Genomic DNA, 18,553 nt, shown 5'->3' with positions numbered 1-18,553 from the left:
GCCCGGAGAAGGGGACGCGGAAAGCCGCGCGGCCGAACGCATCGGTCGCGCGGTTGCCCACCTCGCAGGCGCCGGCTCCGTCCGGCCGGCGGAGCCCTACGCGTAGAAGCGCGACAGACTCTGCAGCACAGCGGCGGGCTTGGCGCCGCCCTCGATCTCGATCGCCCCGTCGACGGTGATCTGCACCCCGCCCGGCACGTCCTCGACCTCGGTCAGCTTGCCGACCAGGCGGATCCGGGAGCCGACCTTGACCGGCGAGGGGAAACGGACCTTGTTCAGGCCGTAGTTGACCTTCGTGGTGACGCCCTGCACGTCCAGCAGCTCGGTGAACAGCGGGATGAAGAGGGAGAGCGTGAGATACCCGTGGGCGATGGGAGCGCCGAAGGGCCCTTCCTTGGCCCGCTCGGGGTCCACGTGGATCCACTGGTGGTCGCCGGTGGCGTCGGCGAACGTGTCGATGCGCTCCTGGGTGACCTCGATCCACTCACTGGTGCCCAGGTCGCTGCCGGCCAGCTTCTTCAGTTCGTCGAGGCCGTTGACGGTGATGCTCATATGCCGTTCCTCACGGGGGAGTTGTTCAGGAGTCGGAGCCGAACCGGGAGCGCACCCGGGATTTCAGCAGCTTTCCGGAGGCGGTGCGCGGAAGTTCGTCCGCGACCACCGCCGACTTGGGGATCTTGTATTTGGCGAGCCGCCCGGCCAGCGAGGCCAGCACCTCGTCGGGGTCGAGCGAGGCGCCCTCGCGGGGCACGACGACGGCGCGCGGCACCTCGCCCCACTTGTCGTCCGGCACGCCGATGACCGCGCACTCGACGATGTCGGGATGGGTCAGGAGCAGGTCCTCGATCTCGGCCGGGTAGATGTTCTCCCCACCGGAGATGATCATGTCCTTGATGCGGTCGACGATGTGGACGTAACCGTCTTCGTCGACCCGGGCCGCGTCCCCGCTGCGGAACCAGCCGTCGGCGAAGGAGGCGGCCGTCTCCTCGGGCAGTCCCCAGTAGCCGGGCATGACGTGCGGTCCGTGCACGACGACCTCGCCGGTCTCGCCGACGTCGACCGGGGTGAGGTCGGGCCGCAGGACCCGTACGTCGCTGAAGAAGTGCGGCACGCCGGCCGAGCCCGCCTTGCTGACCGCGTGCTCGGCGTCCAGGAACAGCGTGCCGGGGGCGGCCTCGGTCATGCCGTAGCCCTGCAGGAAGGTGAGCCCGCGTTCCTGGTAGGCGGCGATCAGCGGCGTGGAGACCGGGGAGCCGCCGCAGGTCAGGATCCGCAGGGACGACAGGTCGGCCGCCGCCCAGCGCGGGTGCCGGGCCACCTGCTCGAACATCGTCGGCACCCCGAACATGAAGGTGATCCGGTGCCGCGCGATCAGGTCGAAGGTGGTGTCCGGGTCGAACGCCTCGACCAGGACGCAGCAGCCGCCCTTGAGGAGCACCGGGAGCGTCAGCATGTTCAGGCCGGCCGTGTGGAACAACGGCGCGGAGACCAGGGCGCGCTCGTCGGCGATCAGGTCGGTGTCGACCAGGACGTTGATCGCGTTCCAGGTGATGTTGCCGTGCGTGAGCATGGCTCCCTTGGGACGGCCCGTGGTCCCCGAGGTGTACATGATGATGCAGGTGTCGTCAGGGGTGACCGGTGTGTCGATCGGCTCCTCGGAGGCCGGGGCGAGCGCCTCCTCGTACTCGGGGCCGACCTCGAGGTAGATGCGGACGTCGGTGTTCCCGGGCAGTCCGGCGACCAGGCCTGCGTGCGTGGGGCCGTAGACGAGGGCCTTGGCGCCGGAGTCGGCGAGCTGGTAGGCGATCTCGGGGCCGGCCAGCCGGGTGTTCAGGGGCACGAAGACCGCGCCGAGGGTGCCTGCGGCGAACAGGGTCTCCAGGTAGGCGGGGTGGTTCGGGCCGAGGAACGCGATGCGGTCGCCGCGCCGCACGCCCCGGGCGCGCAGGGCGTGGGCCAGGCGTGTGGTGCGCGTGTGGAGCGTGCGGTAGTCCGTCGACTGTTCACCGTGCACCAGGGCGGTGCGGTGCGGGGTCTTGCGGGCCCGGCGGGCGGGCCATGACCCCAGTCCCTCGTTGCGCATCTTCCACGCCCCTTACGGTGTGGTCAGCCCGAGCAGACGGGCGGCGTTCTCCTTGAGGATCTTCGGCTTCACCTCGTCCTTGATCGTCAGCTTGTCGAAGTCGGCGAGCCAGCGGTCGGGGGTGAGGACGGGGAAGTCGGAGCCGAAGAGGACCTTGTCCTTGAGCAGTGTGTTGGCGTACTGCACGAGCTGCGGGGGGAAGTACTTCGGCGACCAGCCGGACAGGTCGATGTGCACGCCCGGCTTGTGGGTGGCGACCGCGAGGGCCTCGTCCTGCCAGGGGAACGACGGGTGCGCCAAGATGATCTTGAGGTGCGGGAAGTCGGCGGCGACGTCGTCCACGTGCAGCGGGTTGGAGTACTTCAGCCGGATCCCGCCGCCGCCCGGGACTCCGGCGCCGATGCCCGTCTGGCCGGTGTGGAACAGGGCGATGGTCCCCGTCTCCTCGATCACCTCGTACAGGGCGTACGCCACCGCGCGGTCGTTGGGGAAGAAGCCCTGCACGCTGGGGTGGAACTTGAAGCCCTTCACCCCGTACTCCTCGACCAGGCGCCGGGCCTGCTTCACGCCCGCCTTCCCCCGGAAGGGGTCGATGGAGGCGAAGGGGATGAGGACGTCGGCGTTGGCGGCGGCGGCCTCGGCGACCTCCTCGTTGGGCACCGGCGCCGTGCCGGTGGCGGACTCGGCGTCCACCGTGAAGATCACGGCGGCCATGTTCCGCTCGCGGTAGTAGCGGGCCGTCTCCTCCAGGGTGGGCTTCCGCTTGCCCTCGACCTTGAAGTAGGCGGAGGAGGCGTCGTGCAGGTCGTCGTCCAGCGAGGAGTGCCCCTTGGAGGACACCTCCGCATGGGTGTGGACGTCGATGGCGACCAGCGCGTCCACGTCGATGGCGGTGCTCATCACGCCTCCGGGAACTTGGGGGCCGGAATGCCGACCGTCTGGAGTTCGGCGCCGACCGAGGCGGGGAAGACGTCGGCGAGGGTGTCCGGGGTCCAGCCGCCGTCGGCGTAGGCCGCGCGGATCTCCTGCGGATGCGACCAGAGTGCCACCTTGTCGCCGCCGATGCCGATGGCCTGGCCGGTGATGCCCCGGGCGGCCTCGGAGGCCAGGAAGGGCACGAGGGCCGCGCAGTCCTCGGGGGTGCCGAAACCCTCGCCCTTGCGCAGGAAGTCCGGGAACGGCTCGCCGTTCTTCAGCGCCTCGACGTACGGGGCGAACGCGGGGATCGTCTCGGTCATGGCGGTGGCGGCCACCGGGACGATCGCGTTGACGGTGATGCCCGCGCGGCCCAGCTCCATGGACCAGGTGCGGGCGAACGCGGCGATGCCGGCCTTGGCGGCCGCGTAGTTCGTCTGGCCGAAGTTGCCGCGCTGGCCGGCCGGCGAGCCGACGAGGATCAGCGTGCCGCCCTCGCCCTGCTCGCGCATCCGTACGGCGGCGGCGCGGGCGCAGGTGAAGGTGCCCTTGAGGTGGGTGGTGATCACCGCGTCGAAGTCGTCGTCGGTCATCTTCCACAGCACCTTGTCGCGCAGGATGCCCGCGTTGGTGACCAGGACGTCGAGCCGTCCGAACTCCTGGACCGCGCGGTCGACCAGCCGCTCGGCGGCCTCGGCGGTGCCGACCGGGACCACCTCGGCGACGGCCCGGCCGCCGGCCTCGACCAGGGACTTCACGGCCTGCTCGGCGACCGCCTCGTCGACGTCGTTGACGACCACGGCGGCGCCGTGGGCGACCAGGGCGTGAGCGTAGGCGAGGCCGAGGCCCCGGCCGCTGCCGGTGACGACGGCGACCTTGCCGGTGAGATCGATGCTGGGCACGACGGTGTCCCTTCACATGGGGTGCGACTTCGCGTCGCCTGGAGTGTGGCGTGGTAATCGAAGCTAAGAGCAATAATTGTTGTCGTCAATAGTTGTTGTGGACCTGCGGGTGCGCCATGCTGGAATCTGTACGTCGAAACACCCCCGGAAGGGGGACCGATCCCAGGGAGCCCGCCATCGCCCGCCAGGACAACGCAGTGAACGCCGCCCCCATCGACGCGGACGAGCCGTGGATGCGCGGGCTGCACGCGGACGCGGGGTATCTGCTCTACCGCCTGGGACTGCGCTCGGGTCAGTTGTTCAACACGTTCCTCCAGGAGTCGGGTCTGCGGCTGCGCCACTACGCGGTGCTGCGCTTCCTCGCCACCTGCGAGGGGGCGCTCCAGCGCGAGCTCAGCGCACGGCTCGGCTACGACCCCAGCGCGATCGTCGGCCTGGTCGACGACCTGGAGAAGCTGGGCTTCGCCGAGCGCCGGCCCGCCCCGGACGACCGTCGCAGCCGGATCGTCGTCCTCACCGAGGAAGGCCGTGCCTTCCTGCGCGGCACCGACGAGGCCGGTCTGCGGGTGACGAACGAGCTGCTGAACCCCCTCGGTCCGGCCGAACGCGAGACGCTGCACACGCTGCTGCGGCGGATCGCCGAGGACGGACTGGCCTGACGCCGTGAGGAGAACCTGATGGACCGGGCCGACCTCGCCGCGCACTCCCGCTCCGCGCCCGACCGGCTGCTCTCGGTGCTGGCCGCGTTCGACCACGCGCATGCCGCGCTGACCCTGAGCGACATCAGCCGTCGCGCGGGGCTGACCCTCACCACCGCGCACCGGCTGGTGGGCGCGCTGACCGAGTGGGGCGCCCTGGAGCGGGACCCGTCCGGGACGTACCACGTGGGGCTGCGGCTGTGGGAGGTCGCGGCGCTGGCGCCGCGCGGCCTGGCCCTGCGTCAGGTGGCGCTGCCCTATCTGGAGGACCTGTACGAGGCCACGCACGAGAACGTGCAGTTGGCGGTGCGGGACGGGTCCGAGGTCGTCTACACCGAGTGGCTGTCCGGGCGTTCGGCGGTCGGCGTGCACATCCGGGTGGGAGCCCGCTGGCCCCTGCACGTCACCGGCGTGGGACTCGCACTGCTGGCCCATTGCCCGTCCGAGCTGCAGGAGACGTACTGCGCACAGCCGTTGGCCGCCTACACCTCGCACACCCTCACCGATCCGGTCCGGTTGCGCCGGGTGCTCGCCGAAGTGCGGCGCACGGGCGTGGCGGTGAGCAGCCGTCAGGTGACCGACGACGCCCTGTCGGTGGCCGCGCCGGTGCGCGGTCCGGGCGGCCCGGTGGTGGCCGCCGTGTCGGTCGTCGTCCCGCACGCCGACGCCCGGATCCCGGTGCTGGCGCCGGCGGTACGGCTCGCGGCCCGCGGGATCTCACGGGCGCTGGGCTGGCGGCCCGAGGACCGGCGCGAGTGAGCCGGCCGCCCGGGGTCGGCGAACCGGGCACCGCCGACGAGAATGCCCATATGATCGAGATCGGTTCACTGGGCCCGTCGGATCGCGCCGCCTGGGAAGAACTGGCGCGCGGCTACAAGAGCTTCTACCGCACGGACGTGCCCGACGAGGGGTACGAGCGGATGTGGCGACGCCTGAACGACGGCGGCGAGGTGCACGCCGTGGCCGCCCGGGCGGACGGTGAACTGGTGGGCATCGCGCACTACCTGTTCCACGCCACGGCATGGACGGCGGACAGCTGCTACCTCCAGGACCTCTACGTCGACGAGGCGGCGCGCGGCCGCGGCGTGGCCCGGGCGCTGATCGAACGGGTCGCCGAGGCGGCGCGCGCGAGGGGCGCCGCCCGCCTGTACTGGACCACCCAGGAGGGCAACGCCACCGCCCGTGCCCTGTACGACAGGGTGGCGTCCTTCAACGGCTTCATCCGTTACGACCACCCGCTCACGTAGGACGCCCGCGGTGGCGCCCGACGGGCCGGCCGGGGGCCGCTCGGCCCTTCGTCACAGGAGTCGCAGAGGGAGGGCGCGCAGCGCGCTTTGGCGGGTTTGGGCGGTTCAAGCCGTGAACTTCCGTGCGGTGAAAGGACTTTCCTTGCTTTAAGTCTTGACGGCCCCTGGGACGGAGAGCACATTGGGCCCACTTTGAGAGCGCTCTCAGAGTTCTCTCGAAGCCACCCGCGCACCTCACCCCGTACCCGAGAGGCCCCCATGAGTGCAACCTCCGGCATCCCCAGAAGGCGACGCGCTCTCCTCGCCGTCCTCAGCACGCTCGGGCTGGCCGCCGCCGCGGCGGCGGCCGTCACCCTGCCCGCGAACGCCTCCGCGCCCACCCCGCCGTCCGGCTGGACGCAGGTCTTCCTCGACGACTTCACCGGCGCCGCGGGCACCGGCGTCAGCACCGCCAACTGGCAGTACAGCACCGGGACTTCGTATCCCGGCGGGCCGGCCAACTGGGGCACCGGCGAGGTCGAGACGATGACGAACAGCACCAGCAACGTCTCGCTCGACGGCAACGGCAACCTGCGCATCACCCCGCTGCGCGACTCCGCCGGACGCTGGACCTCGGGCCGCATCGAGACCCGGCGCACCGACTTCCAGCCCCCGTCCGGCGGCAAGCTGCGGGTGGAGGCGCGCCTGCAGATGCCGAACGTGACCGGCACCGCGGCCGAGGGCTACTGGCCCGCGTTCTGGGCGCTCGGCGCGCCCTACCGGGGCAACTACCAGAACTGGCCGGGCGTCGGCGAGTTGGACATCATGGAGAACGTCCAGGGCCTGAACAAGGTGTGGGCGACGATGCACTGCGGCACCAACCCGGGCGGCCCGTGCAACGAGACCACCGGCATCGGCAACTCCGTCGCCTGTCCGAACACCACCTGCCAGTCCGGCTTCCACACCTACACGATGGAGTGGGACCGCTCGGCGACCCCCGAGGCGATCCGCTTCTTCGTCGACGGCGTCAACTACCACACCGTCACGGCGAACCAGGTCGACGCCACGACGTGGACCAACGCGACGAACCACGGCTACTTCGTCATCCTGAACGTCGCGATGGGCGGGGCGTTCCCGGACGCGTTCGGCGGCGGTCTGGACGGCGCCACCGAGCCCGGTCACCCGATGGTGGTCGACTACGTGCAGGTGCTCCAGGCCGGAGGCGGCGGGGGCGGTACCACTACTCCCCCGCCGTCGGGCAGCCGTGACGCCTACGGCACGATCCAGGCCGAGTCCTACGACGGTCAGTCGGGCACGGCCACCGAGAACACGACCGACAGCGGCGGCGGCCAGAACATCGGCTCCCTCGCGAACGGCGACTGGGCGCTCTACAAAGGCGTGAACTTCGGCTCCACGGCGGCCACCCAGTTCAGCGCACGGGTCGCCAGCGGTGCGGCCGGCGGGGTCAGCGGACTGGTCGAGGTGCGCCTCGACAGCCGTACCGCCACGCCCGTCGGCAGCTTCTCGGTGGCCGGCACCGGCGGCTGGCAGTCCTGGCGGACGATCCCGGCGAACATCGGCGCCGTCACCGGCACCCACGACGTGTATCTGACCTTCACCAGCGGCCAGCCGGCGGACTTCGTGAACGTCAACTGGTTCACCTTCGGCCGCTGACCGGACCCGACGGAAGGACACCACCCCGGGCGACGGGCCACGCGGCCCCGGCGCCCACGTCGGCGGGACTCACCCCGGCCGGCCTCGGCGCAGCTCCGCGCGGAAGGCCACCGGGGTGAGTCCCGTGTGCAGTTGGAAGAACTTGGAGAAGTTCGCCGGATCGGGGAAGCCCACCGCGGCGCCGATCCGGCCGATCGGCAGGTCCGTGTGGGCCAGCAGCCGCTTGGCCTCGAGGACGACCCGCTTGTCGATGAACCCCTTCGGCGTCTCGCCGGTGGCCGCTCGCACCGCGCGCACGAGGGTACGGCGGGAGTAGCCGAGGGCGTCGGCGTAGGCGCTGACGCTGTGATTGGCGGCGAAGTCCCGCTCCACGGCGTTGCGGAAGAGCGTGAAGGTGGTGTCGGCCTGCCGCCGCGACGCCTCCACGCCGCTGGTCGCGAGGTGCGCCAGCCGCAGCAGGAACGCGCTCAGGGCGTGCCGCAGCACCGCCGTGTGCAGACCCACGGGCAGGGTGGCGCGGGCGCTGTCCTCGTACTCCCCGCGCAGATACGTCAGCGCCGCGCGCAGGCCCGCCAATTGCGCCCGGTCGGGGTGCAGCAGCGGCGGCAGATCGTAGCGGTACAGGCCGGCCGCCTCGACGGTGGCGCGCGGCAGGAAACCCGGCTGCATGGTCAGGACGGTTCCGCGGTACTCGCTCGACTTCGAGAAGCGATGGACCTGGCCCGGGCGGATCCACAGCAGGTCGCCGGCCGCCGCCTCGTGCTCGGCGAAGTCGATCATGTGGTGGACGGGACCGTCGTCGAACAGCATCACCACGTGGAAGTCGATGCGGTGGACCCGGTCCAGCGGGGCATCAGTGTGCCAGGTGCGTCCGGCGCCCATGGGGCCGATCTGCATGCCGACGCCGCCGACGCTGTGCTCGACGGGGAAAGGAAGGGTTCGGATGCCCTCACCGGCGCCGTCTTGGGTAGGTGTGTCCGCCATGTCCTTCTCGTGTCGCCCAGTTGCCGCTGCGTGCCGCTCATCTGTCGTCCGGGGGTGTCCCACTTTCACCACAGGCTGACACAGACAGACCTTCCACCGTAAAAGTCAGACTTTTAAGTTTGAACGCGTCAGAGCACACCAACCGCTCCGATCGAGGATTTCTTGAAGATGAGCACGCAGACACCGAACAGCTTCGAGTGGACCGACATCGACCGGCGTGCCGTCGACACAGCCCGTCTTCTGGCGGCGGATGCCGTGCAGCAGGTGGGCAACGGCCACCCCGGAACCGCGATGAGCCTGGCACCGGTCGCGTACACGATCTTTCAGAAGGTGATGCGGCACGACCCCGCGGACCCCGAGTGGACCGGACGCGACCGCTTCGTCCTGTCCCCCGGCCACACCTCGCTGACCCTCTACACCCAGCTCTACCTCTCCGGCTACGAACTGGAGCTGGACGACCTGAAGAGCTTCCGCACCCATGGGTCCAGGACGCCCGGGCACCCCGAGTACGGGCACACCGCCGGCGTCGAGACCACCACCGGGCCGCTGGGCCAGGGCGTCGCCAACGCCGTGGGCATGGCGATGGCCGCCCGCTACGAGCGCGGCCTGTTCGACCCCGAGGCTCCCGCGGGCGAGTCGCCGTTCGACCACACGATCTGGGCGATCGTCTCCGACGGCGACCTCCAGGAGGGCGTCTCCGCCGAGGCCTCCTCGCTGGCCGGGCACCAGAAGCTCGGCAACCTCGTCCTCGTCTACGACGACAACCACATCTCCATCGAGGGCGACACCGCCACCGCGTTCTCCGAGGACGTTCTGGGTCGTTACGAGGCCTACGGCTGGCACACCCAGCGCGTCGAGCCGACCGAGGACGGCGACGTCGACGTCCCGGCCCTGTACGCGGCCCTGACGGCCGCACAGGCCGAGACCGGGCGTCCCTCGATCATCTCGCTGCGCACGATCATCGCCTGGCCCGCGCCCCACGCGCGGAACACCGGGGCCGCCCACGGCTCCGCCCTCGGCGCGGACGAGGTCGCGGCCACCAAGCGGGTCCTCGGCTTCGACCCCGAGCAGACCTTCCACGTCTCCGACGACGTCCTCGCCCACACCCGTGCGGCGCTCGACCGGGGCGCCGAGGCGCACGCCGCCTGGGACAAGCAGCTCGACGCGTGGCGCGGCTCGGCCCCCGAGCGGGCCGAGCTCTTCGACCGGGTCGTCGCGGGCCGGCTCCCCGAGGGCTGGGAGGACGCGCTGCCGGTGTTCGAGCCGGGGAAGTCCGTCGCCACGCGCGCCGCGTCCGGCAAGGTGCTCCAGGCGCTCGGCGCGGTCATCCCCGAGCTGTGGGGCGGCTCCGCCGACCTCGCGGGCTCCAACAACACGACGATCGACAAGACGTCGTCGTTCCTGCCCGAGGGCAACCCGCTGCCCGAGGCGAGCCCGTACGGCCGCACCGTGCACTTCGGCATCCGCGAGTTCTCGATGGCCGCGGAGATGAACGGCATCGCCCTGCACGGCAACACCCGCGTCTACGGCGGCACGTTCCTGGTGTTCTCCGACTACATGCGCAACGCCGTGCGCATGTCGGCGCTGATGCAGCTGCCGGTGACGTACGTGTGGACGCACGACTCCATCGGACTCGGCGAGGACGGCCCCACCCACCAGCCCGTCGAGCACCTCGCGTCGCTGCGCGCGATCCCGGGCCTGAACATCGTCCGCCCCGCCGACGCCAACGAGACGGCGATCGCCTGGGCCGAGATACTCAGGCGGCACGCCACCCACCCGGCCCCGCACGGACTGGCCCTCACCCGCCAGGGCGTGCCGGCGTACGCGCCCGACCCCGATGCGGCGAAGGGCGGTTACGTGCTCCAGGACTCCTCGTCCGACGTGCCCGACGTCGTGCTCATCGCCACCGGCTCCGAGGTGCAGCTCGCCGTCGCCGCGCGCGAGGCGCTCGAGGCCGAGGGAATCGGCGCGCGGGTGGTGTCGATGCCGTCCGTGGAGTGGTTCGAGGAGCAGCCGCGGGAGTACCGCGAGCGGGTGCTGCCACCGTCGGTGCGGGCGCGGGTGGCCGTGGAGGCGGGCATCGGCCTGACCTGGCACCGCTTCGTGGGCGACGCCGGACGCATCGTCTCCCTGGAGCACTTCGGCGCCTCCGCCGACGCCGGGACCCTGTTCGCCGCCTACGGCTTCACCGCCGAGAACGTCGCCGCCGCAGCCAGGGAATCGCTGGCCGCCGCGCGCGGTTGATCCGACCGCAAGAGAGAAGATGATCGAAGTGACCCGAGCGACCGCGACCGCGGGAGCCCTCGAACGCCTGTCCGCCGAAGGCGTCTCCGTCTGGCTGGACGACCTGTCGCGCGACCGGATCCGGTCCGGCAACCTCGCCGAGCTCGTCGAGACGAGGAACGTCGTCGGCGTGACCACCAACCCGTCCATCTTCCAGGCCGCCATCGGCTCCGGAGAGGGGTACGAGGAACAGCTCGCCGACCTGGCGGTGCGGGGCGTCACCGTCGACGAGGCCGTACGGATGATGACGACCGCCGACGTGCGCGCCGCGGCCGACGTCCTGCGTTCCGTGTACGCGGCCACCGGGGGGCGTGACGGGCGCGTCTCCATCGAGGTCGACCCCCGGCTGGCCCATGACACGGCCGCCACCGTCGCCGAGGCCAAGCAGCTCGCCTGGCTGGTCGACCGCCCCAACGTCATGATCAAGATTCCGGCGACGAAGGCCGGTCTGCCGGCGATCACCGAGGTGGTCGGCCTCGGCATCAGCGTCAACGTCACGCTGATCTTCTCGCTGGAGCGCTACCGGGAGGTCATGGACGCCTACCTGGCGGGCCTGGAGAAGGCTCTGGCCAGGGGCCTGGACCTGGCTCGGATCCACTCCGTGGCGTCCTTCTTCGTCTCCCGCGTCGACGCCGAGGTCGACAAGCGGCTGACCGCCCTCGGCACCGACACCGCCCTCGCGCTGAAGGGCCGGGCGGCGCTCGCCAACGCGCGGCTGGCCTACGCGGCTTACGAGGAGGTGTTCGGCTCCGCCGACGGCTCGACACCGCCCGGCGGGCGCTGGACGGCGCTGGCCGGGGCGGGGGCGAACGAGCAGCGTCCGCTGTGGGCGTCCACCGGTGTGAAGGATCCCGCGTACAAGGACACCCTGTACGTGGACGACCTCGTCGCGCCGGGCACGGTCAACACCATGCCCGAGGCCACGCTGAACGCCACCGCCGACCACGGCGACGTCAGCGGCGACACGGTCACCGGCGGCTACGCCCGGGCGCGCGCCGACCTCGCCGCCGTCGAGGCGCTCGGCATCTCCTACGACGAGGTCGTCACCCGGTTGGAGGACGAAGGTGTCGCCAAGTTCGCGGTGGCGTGGCAGGACCTTCTGGACACGGTCACGAAGTCGCTGATCAGCAAGGGAGTTGACGCGGAATGAGCACCAGCAGTCTCGGCGCGGCCTGGGAGAACCCCCTGCGGGACCCGCGCGACCGGCGCCTGCCCCGCATCGCGGGCCCCTCCGGTCTCGTCATCTTCGGTGTGACCGGCGACCTGTCCCGCAAGAAGCTGATGCCGGCCGTCTACGACCTCGCCAACCGCGGCCTGCTCCCGCCGGGCTTCTCGCTCGTCGGCTTCGCCCGTCGCGACTGGGAGGACCAGGACTTCGCGCAGGTCGTCCACGACGCGGTGCGCGAGCACTCCCGGACCCCGTTCCGCGAGGAGGTCTGGCAGCAGCTCGCCGAGGGCATGCGGTTCGTCCCGGGCGACTTCGACGACGACACGGCGTTCAAGCAGCTCAAGAACGCCGTCGAGGAACTGGACTCCTCCCGCGGCACCGGCGGCAACTTCGCCTTCTACCTGTCCGTGCCGCCGAAGTTCTTCCCCAAGGTCGTCGAACAGCTCAAGAAGCACGGGCTGGCGAAGGCGCGGGAGGGTGCCTGGCGGCGGGCGGTCATCGAGAAGCCGTTCGGACACGACCTGGCCAGCGCGCAGGAGCTGAACGCGGTCGTGCACGACGTGTTCGAACCGGACCAGGTCTTCCGCATCGACCACTACCTGGGCAAGGAGACCGTCCAGAACATCCTGGCGCTGCGCTTCGCCAACACGATGTTCGAGCCGATCTGGAACCGGTCGTACGTCGACCACGTCCAGATCACGATGGCCGAGGACATCGGCATCGGCGGGCGGGCCGGCTACTACGACGGCATCGGCTCGGCCCGTGACGTCATCCAGAACCACCTTCTGCAGCTGATGGCGCTCACCGCGATGGAGGAGCCCGCCTCCTTCGACGCGCCCTCGCTGCTCACCGAGAAGCTCAAGGTGCTCAGGGCGGTGAAGCTGCCGGAGGACCTCGGCCGGCACACCGTGCGCGCGCAGTACGCGGGCGCCTGGCAGGGCGGTGAGAGGGTGCCCGGCTATCTGGAGGAGGAGGGCATCGATCCGGCCTCCACGACGGACACCTTCGCCGCCGTGAAACTGAACGTCGACAACCGTCGCTGGGCGGGCGTGCCGTTCTACCTGCGCACCGGCAAGCGGCTCGGCCGGCGCGTCACCGAGATCGCGGTCGTCTTCCAGCGGGCGCCGCACTCCCCCTTCGACTCCACCGCCACCGAGGAGCTCGGCCAGAACGCGATCGTCATCCGCGTCCAGCCGGACGAGGGCATCACGGTCCGCTTCGGCTCCAAGGTGCCGGGCACGTCGATGGAGATCCGGGACGTCACGATGGACTTCGCCTACGGCGAGTCCTTCACCGAGTCCAGCCCGGAGGCGTACGAGCGGCTCATCCTGGACGTGCTGCTCGGGGACGCCAACCTGTTCCCGCGCCACCAGGAAGTGGAAGAGTCCTGGAGGATCCTCGACCCGATCGAGGAGTACTGGGCGCGGCACGGCAGGCCCGCGCAGTACGCATCGGGCAGCTGGGGACCCGAGGAAGCCGACGAGATGCTCGCACGAGACGGACGGAGCTGGCGCAGGCCATGAAGATCGACCTGACCGACACCACTGCAAGCAAGATCAACAAGGCGCTGGTGAAGGGTCGCCGCGCGATCGGCACACCGGCCGTGGGCATGGTCCTGACGATGGTCATCGTCACGGACGAGGAGAACGCCTACGACTCGATCAAGGCGGCCGAGGAGGCCTCGCACGAGCACCCCTCGCGCACCCTGGTCGTCATCAAGCGGCACGCCCGCAGCCCTCGCGACCGCACCAACTCCCACCTCGACGCCGAGGTGCGGGTGGGCGCCGACGCGGGCACCGGCGAGACGGTCATCCTGCGGACGTACGGCGAGGTGTCCGACCACGCCGACTCCGTCGTCCTGCCGCTGCTGCTGCCGGACGCGCCCGTCGTCGTGTGGTGGCCGGTGGACGCGCCGGACAACCCCGCGAAGGACCCCCTGGGCGCGCTGGCCCAGCGCAGGATCACCGACCTGTACGCCGTCGAGAACCCGCTGGCGACGCTGGAGGCCCGGGTCCGCTCCTACGCCCCCGGCGACACCGACCTCGCCTGGACCCGGCTGACCCCGTGGCGCTCGATGCTGGCGGCGGCCCTGGACCAGGCCCGGGTGCCGATCGTCGCGGGCGCCGTGGAGGCCGAGGCGGAGAACCCCGCCGCGGAGCTGCTGGCCCGCTGGCTGGAGGCGCGGCTGAACGTCACGATCGACCGCGTCGTCACCGCCGGACCGGTCGTCACGGCCGTGCGCCTGGGCACCGCGGACGGCGACATCGTCATCGACCGCCCCGAGGGCCCGCTGGCCACGCTCTCCCTGCCGGGCCAGCCCCCGCGCACCCTGGCCCTGAAGGTCCGCACCACCTCCGAACTCATCGCCGAGGAGCTCAGGCGCCTCGACGCGGACGAGATGTACGCCGTCGCCCTGCGGGGCGAGGCCACCAAGGAGACCCCTTCCCATGTCTGACACCCCCCGGCTCGACCAGCGGCCCGAATGGGCCGCCCTGGTGGACCACCGCGCCCAGTGGCAGGCGCACCTGCGCGACCTGTTCGCCACGGACCCGCAGCGCGCGCAGCGGTACGTGGTGCGCGTGGGCGACCTGCGCATCGACTTCTCCAAGCACCTGGTCACCGACGAGACCCTCGCCCTGCTGCGCGAACTCGCCGCCGCCACCGACGTGTCCGGGCTGCGCGACGCCATGTTCCGCGGCGAGAAGATCAACATCACCGAGGACCGCGCGGTCCTGCACACCGCGCTGCGCGCCCCCGCCGGCACCTCCGTCGAGGTCGACGGCGAGAACGTCGTCCCCCACGTGCACGCCGTGCTCGACCGGATGAGCGACTTCGCCGAGCGCGTCCGCTCCGGCGAGTGGACCGGTCACACCGGCCGCCGCATCCGCAACGTCGTCAACATCGGCATCGGCGGCTCCGACCTGGGCCCGGCGATGGCGTACGAGGCGCTGCGGGCCTACACGGCACGGGACCTGACGCTGCGATTCGTGTCCAACGTCGACGGCGCCGACCTGCACGAAGCGGTACGGGACCTGGACCCGGCCGAGACGCTGTTCGTCGTCGCCTCCAAGACCTTCACCACGATCGAGACGATCACCAACGCCACCTCGGCCCGCTCCTGGCTGCTCAACGGTCTGGACGGCGACGAGAAGGCCGTCGCCAGGCACTTCGTCGCCCTGTCCACGAACGCCGAGAAGGTCACCGCCTTCGGCATCGACGTGGACAACATGTTCGAGTTCTGGGACTGGGTCGGCGGCCGCTACTCCTTCGACTCCGCGATCGGTCTGTCCCTGATGATCGCCATCGGTCCGGACCGCTTCCGGGAGCTGCTCGACGGCTTCAGGATCGTCGACGACCACTTCCGCACCGCTCCCGCCGAGTCCAACGCCCCCATGATCCTCGGTCTGCTGGGCATCTGGTACGGCAACTTCTTCGACGCGCAGTCGCACGCCGTGCTGCCCTACAGCCACTACCTGTCCAAGTTCACCGCCTATCTCCAGCAGCTCGACATGGAGTCCAACGGCAAGTCGGTGGACCGCTCCGGCCGGCCCGTGCAGTGGCAGACCGGGCCGGTGGTGTGGGGCACCCCGGGAACCAACGGCCAGCACGCCTACTACCAGTTGATCCACCAGGGCACGAAGCTGATCCCGGCCGACCTGATCGGCTTCGCCCGTCCCGTCGGCGAGCTGAGCGACGAACTCAAGGCGCAGCACGACCTGTTGACGGCCAACCTGTTCGCGCAGGGGCAGGCGCTCGCCTTCGGCAAGACCGCCGAGGAGGTCCGGGCGGAGGGCGTGCCCGAGGAGCAGGTCCCGCACCGCACCTTCCAGGGCAACCGCCCCACCACCACGATCCTCGCCCCCGAGCTGACCCCGTCGGTCCTCGGCCAGCTCATCGCCCTCTACGAGCACAAGGTGTTCGTCCAGGGCGCGATCTGGGACATCGACTCCTTCGACCAGTGGGGCGTGGAGCTCGGCAAGGTCCTCGCCAAGCGCGTCGAACCCGCCCTCACCGAGGGCGCCGAGGTGCCCGGCCTCGATCCCTCCACCGCCGCTCTCGTCGCCGCCTACCGCGAACTCAGGAAGCAGTGAACTGACATGACATCGATGCAGCTGGGTCTGATCGGCCTCGGCAGGATGGGCGGCAACATGCGCGAGCGCATCCGCCGCGCCGGCCACACCGTCGTCGGCTACGACCGCAACCCCGAACTCTCCGACGTCAAGGACCTCGCCGAACTCGTCGAACGGCTGGAGGCGCCGCGCACCGTCTGGGTGATGGTCCCGGCCGGCGGCCCCACCCAGTCCGTCGTCGACGAGCTCGGCGGCCTGCTCCAGGCCGGTGACACGGTCGTCGACGGCGGCAACTCCCGCTGGACGGACGACGAGAAGCACGCCGAGGAGCTCGCCGCCAAGGGCATCGGCTTCGTCGACGCCGGCGTCTCCGGCGGCGTCTGGGGCCTCGAGAACGGGTACGCGCTGATGGTCGGCGGCGAGCAGGAGCACGTCGACAGGCTCCGGCCGATCTTCGACGCGCTCAAGCCCGAGGGCCCGTACGGCTACGTCCACGCGGGCAGGGTCGGCGCCGGGCACTTCTCCAAGATGGTCCACAACGGCATCGAGTACGCCATGATGCAGGCCTACGCCGAGGGCTGGGAACTGCTGGAGAAGGTCGACTCCGTGGAGAACGTCCGCGAGGTCTTCCGGTCCTGGCAGGAGGGCACGGTCATCCGTTCCTGGCTGCTGGACCTGGCGGTCAACGCCCTCGACGAGGACACCCACCTGGACAAGCTGCGCGGCTACGCCGAGGACTCCGGCGAGGGGCGGTGGACGGTCGAGGCCGCCATCGACAACGCCGTGCCGCTGCCGGCCATCACCGCGTCCCTCTTCGCGCGGTTCGCCTCCCGTCAGGACGACTCGCCGCAGATGAAGATGATCGCGGCGCTGCGCAACCAGTTCGGCGGGCACGCCGTCGAGTCGGCGAAGAAGTAGGCGAGGACCGTGGGGATCCCGGAGAGGAACGGGCCGGGTCCCTCGCCCCGAGGGCCGGTCGTTCCGGCCGGCCTCGGGCACGGTCAGCCGGCTGCCGACGGAGCACGAGCGGCCCGTGACCGCCGAGCGGAACGTCGGCGCTGAGCCGGGTTGACACCGCTCGCGAAGGCCCGCCAGAGTCGCGGCTGATGGAGATCGACGATCTGACACCGGCCGAACGACGCGTCTGGCGGGCCTTCGCCACGGGCGCGACCGTGGACTTCCGGGACCGGGGCGAGGAAGGCGGTCCCGAACGCCGCGTACGGGCGGCCGTGTTGCGGGCGCTGCTCCTCAACGGCCCCCGGGAACCCGGGGAGATCGCCGCGCTCAAGGTGGTCGGCGCGCGCGTCACCGGCCTCCTCGATCTGCGGAACGCGGTCGTCGACTGCATGTTCCGCCTGATCCACTGCCGCTTCGACGAGGCCCCGCGGCTGGTCGGCGCCCAGCTCAACTACCTGAGCCTGCGCGACTCCGAGCTGCCCGGTCTGGACGCGTCGCACACCCGGATCGACGGGGGGCTGCGGCTGACCCGCTGCCGTGTCGGCGGCCCGGTGCTCCTCAGCAGGGCGCAGATCTCGGGTGCGCTGTACCTCGACGGGGCCGACGTCACCGCCACGGATCCCGCGCAGCCCGTCCTCCAGCTCAACCGGGTCTGCGTCGACGACGACCTGTGCGCGCGAGGGCTGCGCGCCCACGGGCTGATCCGGCTGGACGGCGCCACCGTGGCCGGCTCCATCGACCTGGAGGACGCCGAGCTGAGCAATCCCGGCGGCTTCGTCCTGGAGGCGGAGGCCCTCGACGTGGGAGCCAACGTGCTGGGCCGGCGGATGCGGGCCCGGGGCCGGATCGATCTGCGCGGCTCGCGCATACCCGGCCGGGTGGATCTGCTGCGCGCCTCTCTGTCGAACCCGGGCGGCACCGCCCTGCGGGCCAGCAGCTGCGTCATAGGCGAGCTCTGGCTGCGCGAGGGCCCCCCGATCGAGGGCAGGCTCAACCTGCGGCGCGCCGAGGTGGGGCAGCTCCAGCTGGAGCCCGAGATGCTGCCCGACCAGGTGCGGCTGCTCGACCTCACCTACACCTTCCTCACCCCGCACGAGCCCGCCGAGCGCCGGCTGCCGATGCTGGAGCGCGACGACGGCGCGTTCGACCCGCACGCCTACGAGCAGCTCACCGCCGCCTACCGCAACACCGGCGACGACCGGGCCGCCCGGCTGGTGCAGCTCGCCAAGCAGCGTCGTCACCGCGGCACACTCCCCTGGTACGGCCGCCTGTGGGGTCATCTGCAGGACGCGGCCGTCGGCTACGGGTTCCGCCCGCTGCGCGCGGCCGTCTGGCTGCTGTCGCTGCTGGCCGTCGGCTCGGTCGCGTACGCCGGGCACCACCCGCCGCCGCTCAAGGCGGGCGAGGCTCCTCCCTTCGACCCGGTCTTCTACACCCTCGACCTGCTGCTGCCGGTGATCTCCTTCGGGCAGGAGAGCGCGTTCGCGCCGAGGGGCTGGTACCAGACGCTGTCCTACGTCCTCATCGTCACCGGCTGGATCCTGGCCACGACCGTCGCCGCCGGTGTGACCAGGACCGTCAGCCGCCAGTAGG

General features: G+C 71.1%; 16 protein-coding genes. 11 read left to right on the top strand and 5 right to left on the bottom strand.

What is annotated here, in order from left to right:
• Positions 1-96: 96 nt before the first annotated feature.
• The 4 genes from ACZ7DE_RS14305 to ACZ7DE_RS14290 are packed head-to-tail and all read right to left on the bottom strand — an operon-like array spanning position 97 to position 3,900.
• Positions 97-552 carry a MaoC family dehydratase gene (locus ACZ7DE_RS14305; RefSeq protein ID WP_470760879.1) on the bottom strand — a complete coding sequence of 152 codons (456 nt, stop codon included), beginning with the start codon at positions 550-552 and terminating at the stop codon, positions 97-99.
• A 25-nt stretch (positions 553-577) separates the two neighbouring features.
• Positions 578-2,083 (bottom strand): acyl-CoA synthetase, encoded by a 1,506-nt coding sequence (locus ACZ7DE_RS14300; protein ID WP_470760877.1) that lies wholly within the window; start codon positions 2,081-2,083, stop codon positions 578-580.
• Between the two features lie 12 nt (positions 2,084-2,095).
• Positions 2,096-2,971, bottom strand: coding sequence for an amidohydrolase family protein (locus ACZ7DE_RS14295; protein ID WP_470761104.1), 876 nt, complete (start codon positions 2,969-2,971; stop codon positions 2,096-2,098).
• An 11-nt stretch (positions 2,972-2,982) separates the two neighbouring features.
• Positions 2,983-3,900, bottom strand: a complete 918-nt coding sequence (locus ACZ7DE_RS14290) for an SDR family NAD(P)-dependent oxidoreductase (RefSeq protein WP_470760876.1) — start codon at positions 3,898-3,900, stop codon at positions 2,983-2,985.
• 116 nt (positions 3,901-4,016) lie between these two features.
• On the opposite strand from ACZ7DE_RS14290, the gene ACZ7DE_RS14285 reads away from it, so the two are divergent.
• The 4 genes from ACZ7DE_RS14285 to ACZ7DE_RS14270 all read left to right on the top strand — a co-directional run bounded on the left by ACZ7DE_RS14285 (position 4,017) and on the right by ACZ7DE_RS14270 (position 7,498).
• On the top strand, positions 4,017-4,559 hold the full coding sequence (locus tag ACZ7DE_RS14285) for a MarR family winged helix-turn-helix transcriptional regulator (protein ID WP_470760875.1): 543 nt from the start codon (positions 4,017-4,019) through the stop codon (positions 4,557-4,559).
• Positions 4,560-4,577: 18 nt separating this feature from the next.
• A complete protein-coding gene (locus tag ACZ7DE_RS14280) occupies positions 4,578-5,357 on the top strand; it encodes an IclR family transcriptional regulator (protein ID WP_470760874.1) in 780 nt (259 codons plus the stop codon).
• 50 nt (positions 5,358-5,407) lie between these two features.
• A complete protein-coding gene (locus ACZ7DE_RS14275) occupies positions 5,408-5,845 on the top strand; it encodes a GNAT family N-acetyltransferase (RefSeq protein WP_470760873.1) in 438 nt (145 codons plus the stop codon).
• 258 nt (positions 5,846-6,103) lie between these two features.
• Positions 6,104-7,498, top strand: coding sequence for a glycoside hydrolase family 16 protein (locus ACZ7DE_RS14270; RefSeq protein WP_470760871.1), 1,395 nt, complete (start codon positions 6,104-6,106; stop codon positions 7,496-7,498).
• A 69-nt stretch (positions 7,499-7,567) separates the two neighbouring features.
• Here ACZ7DE_RS14270 and ACZ7DE_RS14265 read toward each other — a convergent pair whose 3' ends face one another.
• Entirely contained in the window at positions 7,568-8,482 is a 915-nt protein-coding gene (locus ACZ7DE_RS14265) for a helix-turn-helix domain-containing protein (protein WP_470760870.1), read from the bottom strand.
• Between the two features lie 168 nt (positions 8,483-8,650).
• On the opposite strand from ACZ7DE_RS14265, the gene tkt reads away from it, so the two are divergent.
• The 7 genes from tkt (at position 8,651) to ACZ7DE_RS14230 (ending at position 18,552) form a co-directional block, all read left to right on the top strand.
• Positions 8,651-10,726: a transketolase gene (gene tkt, locus ACZ7DE_RS14260; protein WP_470760869.1), complete on the top strand. Its 2,076-nt coding sequence runs from the start codon at positions 8,651-8,653 to the stop codon at positions 10,724-10,726.
• Between the two features lie 19 nt (positions 10,727-10,745).
• Positions 10,746-11,915: a transaldolase gene (tal, locus tag ACZ7DE_RS14255; RefSeq protein ID WP_470760867.1), complete on the top strand. Its 1,170-nt coding sequence runs from the start codon at positions 10,746-10,748 to the stop codon at positions 11,913-11,915.
• The gene (zwf, locus tag ACZ7DE_RS14250; RefSeq protein ID WP_470760865.1) at positions 11,912-13,456 is read left to right on the top strand and encodes a glucose-6-phosphate dehydrogenase; all 1,545 of its coding nucleotides are present in this window, start codon (positions 11,912-11,914) and stop codon (positions 13,454-13,456) included. The genes tal and zwf overlap by 4 nt, the downstream gene beginning before the upstream one ends.
• Complete coding sequence (gene opcA, locus ACZ7DE_RS14245) at positions 13,453-14,388, top strand: glucose-6-phosphate dehydrogenase assembly protein OpcA (protein ID WP_470760863.1); 936 nt, start codon at positions 13,453-13,455, stop codon at positions 14,386-14,388. Before zwf ends, opcA begins: the two co-directional genes overlap by 4 nt.
• Entirely contained in the window at positions 14,381-16,024 is a 1,644-nt protein-coding gene (gene pgi, locus ACZ7DE_RS14240) for a glucose-6-phosphate isomerase (protein WP_470760861.1), read from the top strand. Before opcA ends, pgi begins: the two co-directional genes overlap by 8 nt.
• 15 nt (positions 16,025-16,039) lie before the next feature.
• Entirely contained in the window at positions 16,040-16,921 is an 882-nt protein-coding gene (gene gnd, locus ACZ7DE_RS14235) for a phosphogluconate dehydrogenase (NAD(+)-dependent, decarboxylating) (protein WP_470761102.1), read from the top strand.
• A gap of 188 nt (positions 16,922-17,109) precedes the next feature.
• On the top strand, positions 17,110-18,552 hold the full coding sequence (locus tag ACZ7DE_RS14230) for a membrane-associated oxidoreductase (protein WP_470760859.1): 1,443 nt from the start codon (positions 17,110-17,112) through the stop codon (positions 18,550-18,552).
• Position 18,553: the final 1 nt, after the last annotated feature.

This window comes from Streptomyces sp. NPDC037083 (assembly GCF_055606485.1).
This window is presented reverse-complemented; position numbering and strand designations above follow the sequence as displayed.

What these genes read in the sequence shown, in the direction of transcription:
- ACZ7DE_RS14280 (WP_470760874.1), top strand. Translation starts at nt 4,578, where the DNA reads ATGGACCGGGCCGACCTCGCCGCGCACTCCCGCTCCGCGCCCGACCGG.
- ACZ7DE_RS14300 (WP_470760877.1), bottom strand. Translation starts at nt 2,083, where the DNA reads ATGCGCAACGAGGGACTGGGGTCATGGCCCGCCCGCCGGGCCCGCAAG.
- pgi (WP_470760861.1), top strand. Translation starts at nt 14,381, where the DNA reads ATGTCTGACACCCCCCGGCTCGACCAGCGGCCCGAATGGGCCGCCCTG.
- ACZ7DE_RS14305 (WP_470760879.1), bottom strand. Translation starts at nt 552, where the DNA reads ATGAGCATCACCGTCAACGGCCTCGACGAACTGAAGAAGCTGGCCGGC.
- zwf (WP_470760865.1), top strand. Translation starts at nt 11,912, where the DNA reads ATGAGCACCAGCAGTCTCGGCGCGGCCTGGGAGAACCCCCTGCGGGAC.
- ACZ7DE_RS14265 (WP_470760870.1), bottom strand. Translation starts at nt 8,482, where the DNA reads ATGGCGGACACACCTACCCAAGACGGCGCCGGTGAGGGCATCCGAACC.
- ACZ7DE_RS14285 (WP_470760875.1), top strand. Translation starts at nt 4,017, where the DNA reads ATGCTGGAATCTGTACGTCGAAACACCCCCGGAAGGGGGACCGATCCC.
- ACZ7DE_RS14275 (WP_470760873.1), top strand. Translation starts at nt 5,408, where the DNA reads ATGATCGAGATCGGTTCACTGGGCCCGTCGGATCGCGCCGCCTGGGAA.
- ACZ7DE_RS14270 (WP_470760871.1), top strand. Translation starts at nt 6,104, where the DNA reads ATGAGTGCAACCTCCGGCATCCCCAGAAGGCGACGCGCTCTCCTCGCC.
- tal (WP_470760867.1), top strand. Translation starts at nt 10,746, where the DNA reads ATGATCGAAGTGACCCGAGCGACCGCGACCGCGGGAGCCCTCGAACGC.
- opcA (WP_470760863.1), top strand. Translation starts at nt 13,453, where the DNA reads ATGAAGATCGACCTGACCGACACCACTGCAAGCAAGATCAACAAGGCG.
- tkt (WP_470760869.1), top strand. Translation starts at nt 8,651, where the DNA reads ATGAGCACGCAGACACCGAACAGCTTCGAGTGGACCGACATCGACCGG.
- gnd (WP_470761102.1), top strand. Translation starts at nt 16,040, where the DNA reads ATGCAGCTGGGTCTGATCGGCCTCGGCAGGATGGGCGGCAACATGCGC.
- ACZ7DE_RS14230 (WP_470760859.1), top strand. Translation starts at nt 17,110, where the DNA reads ATGGAGATCGACGATCTGACACCGGCCGAACGACGCGTCTGGCGGGCC.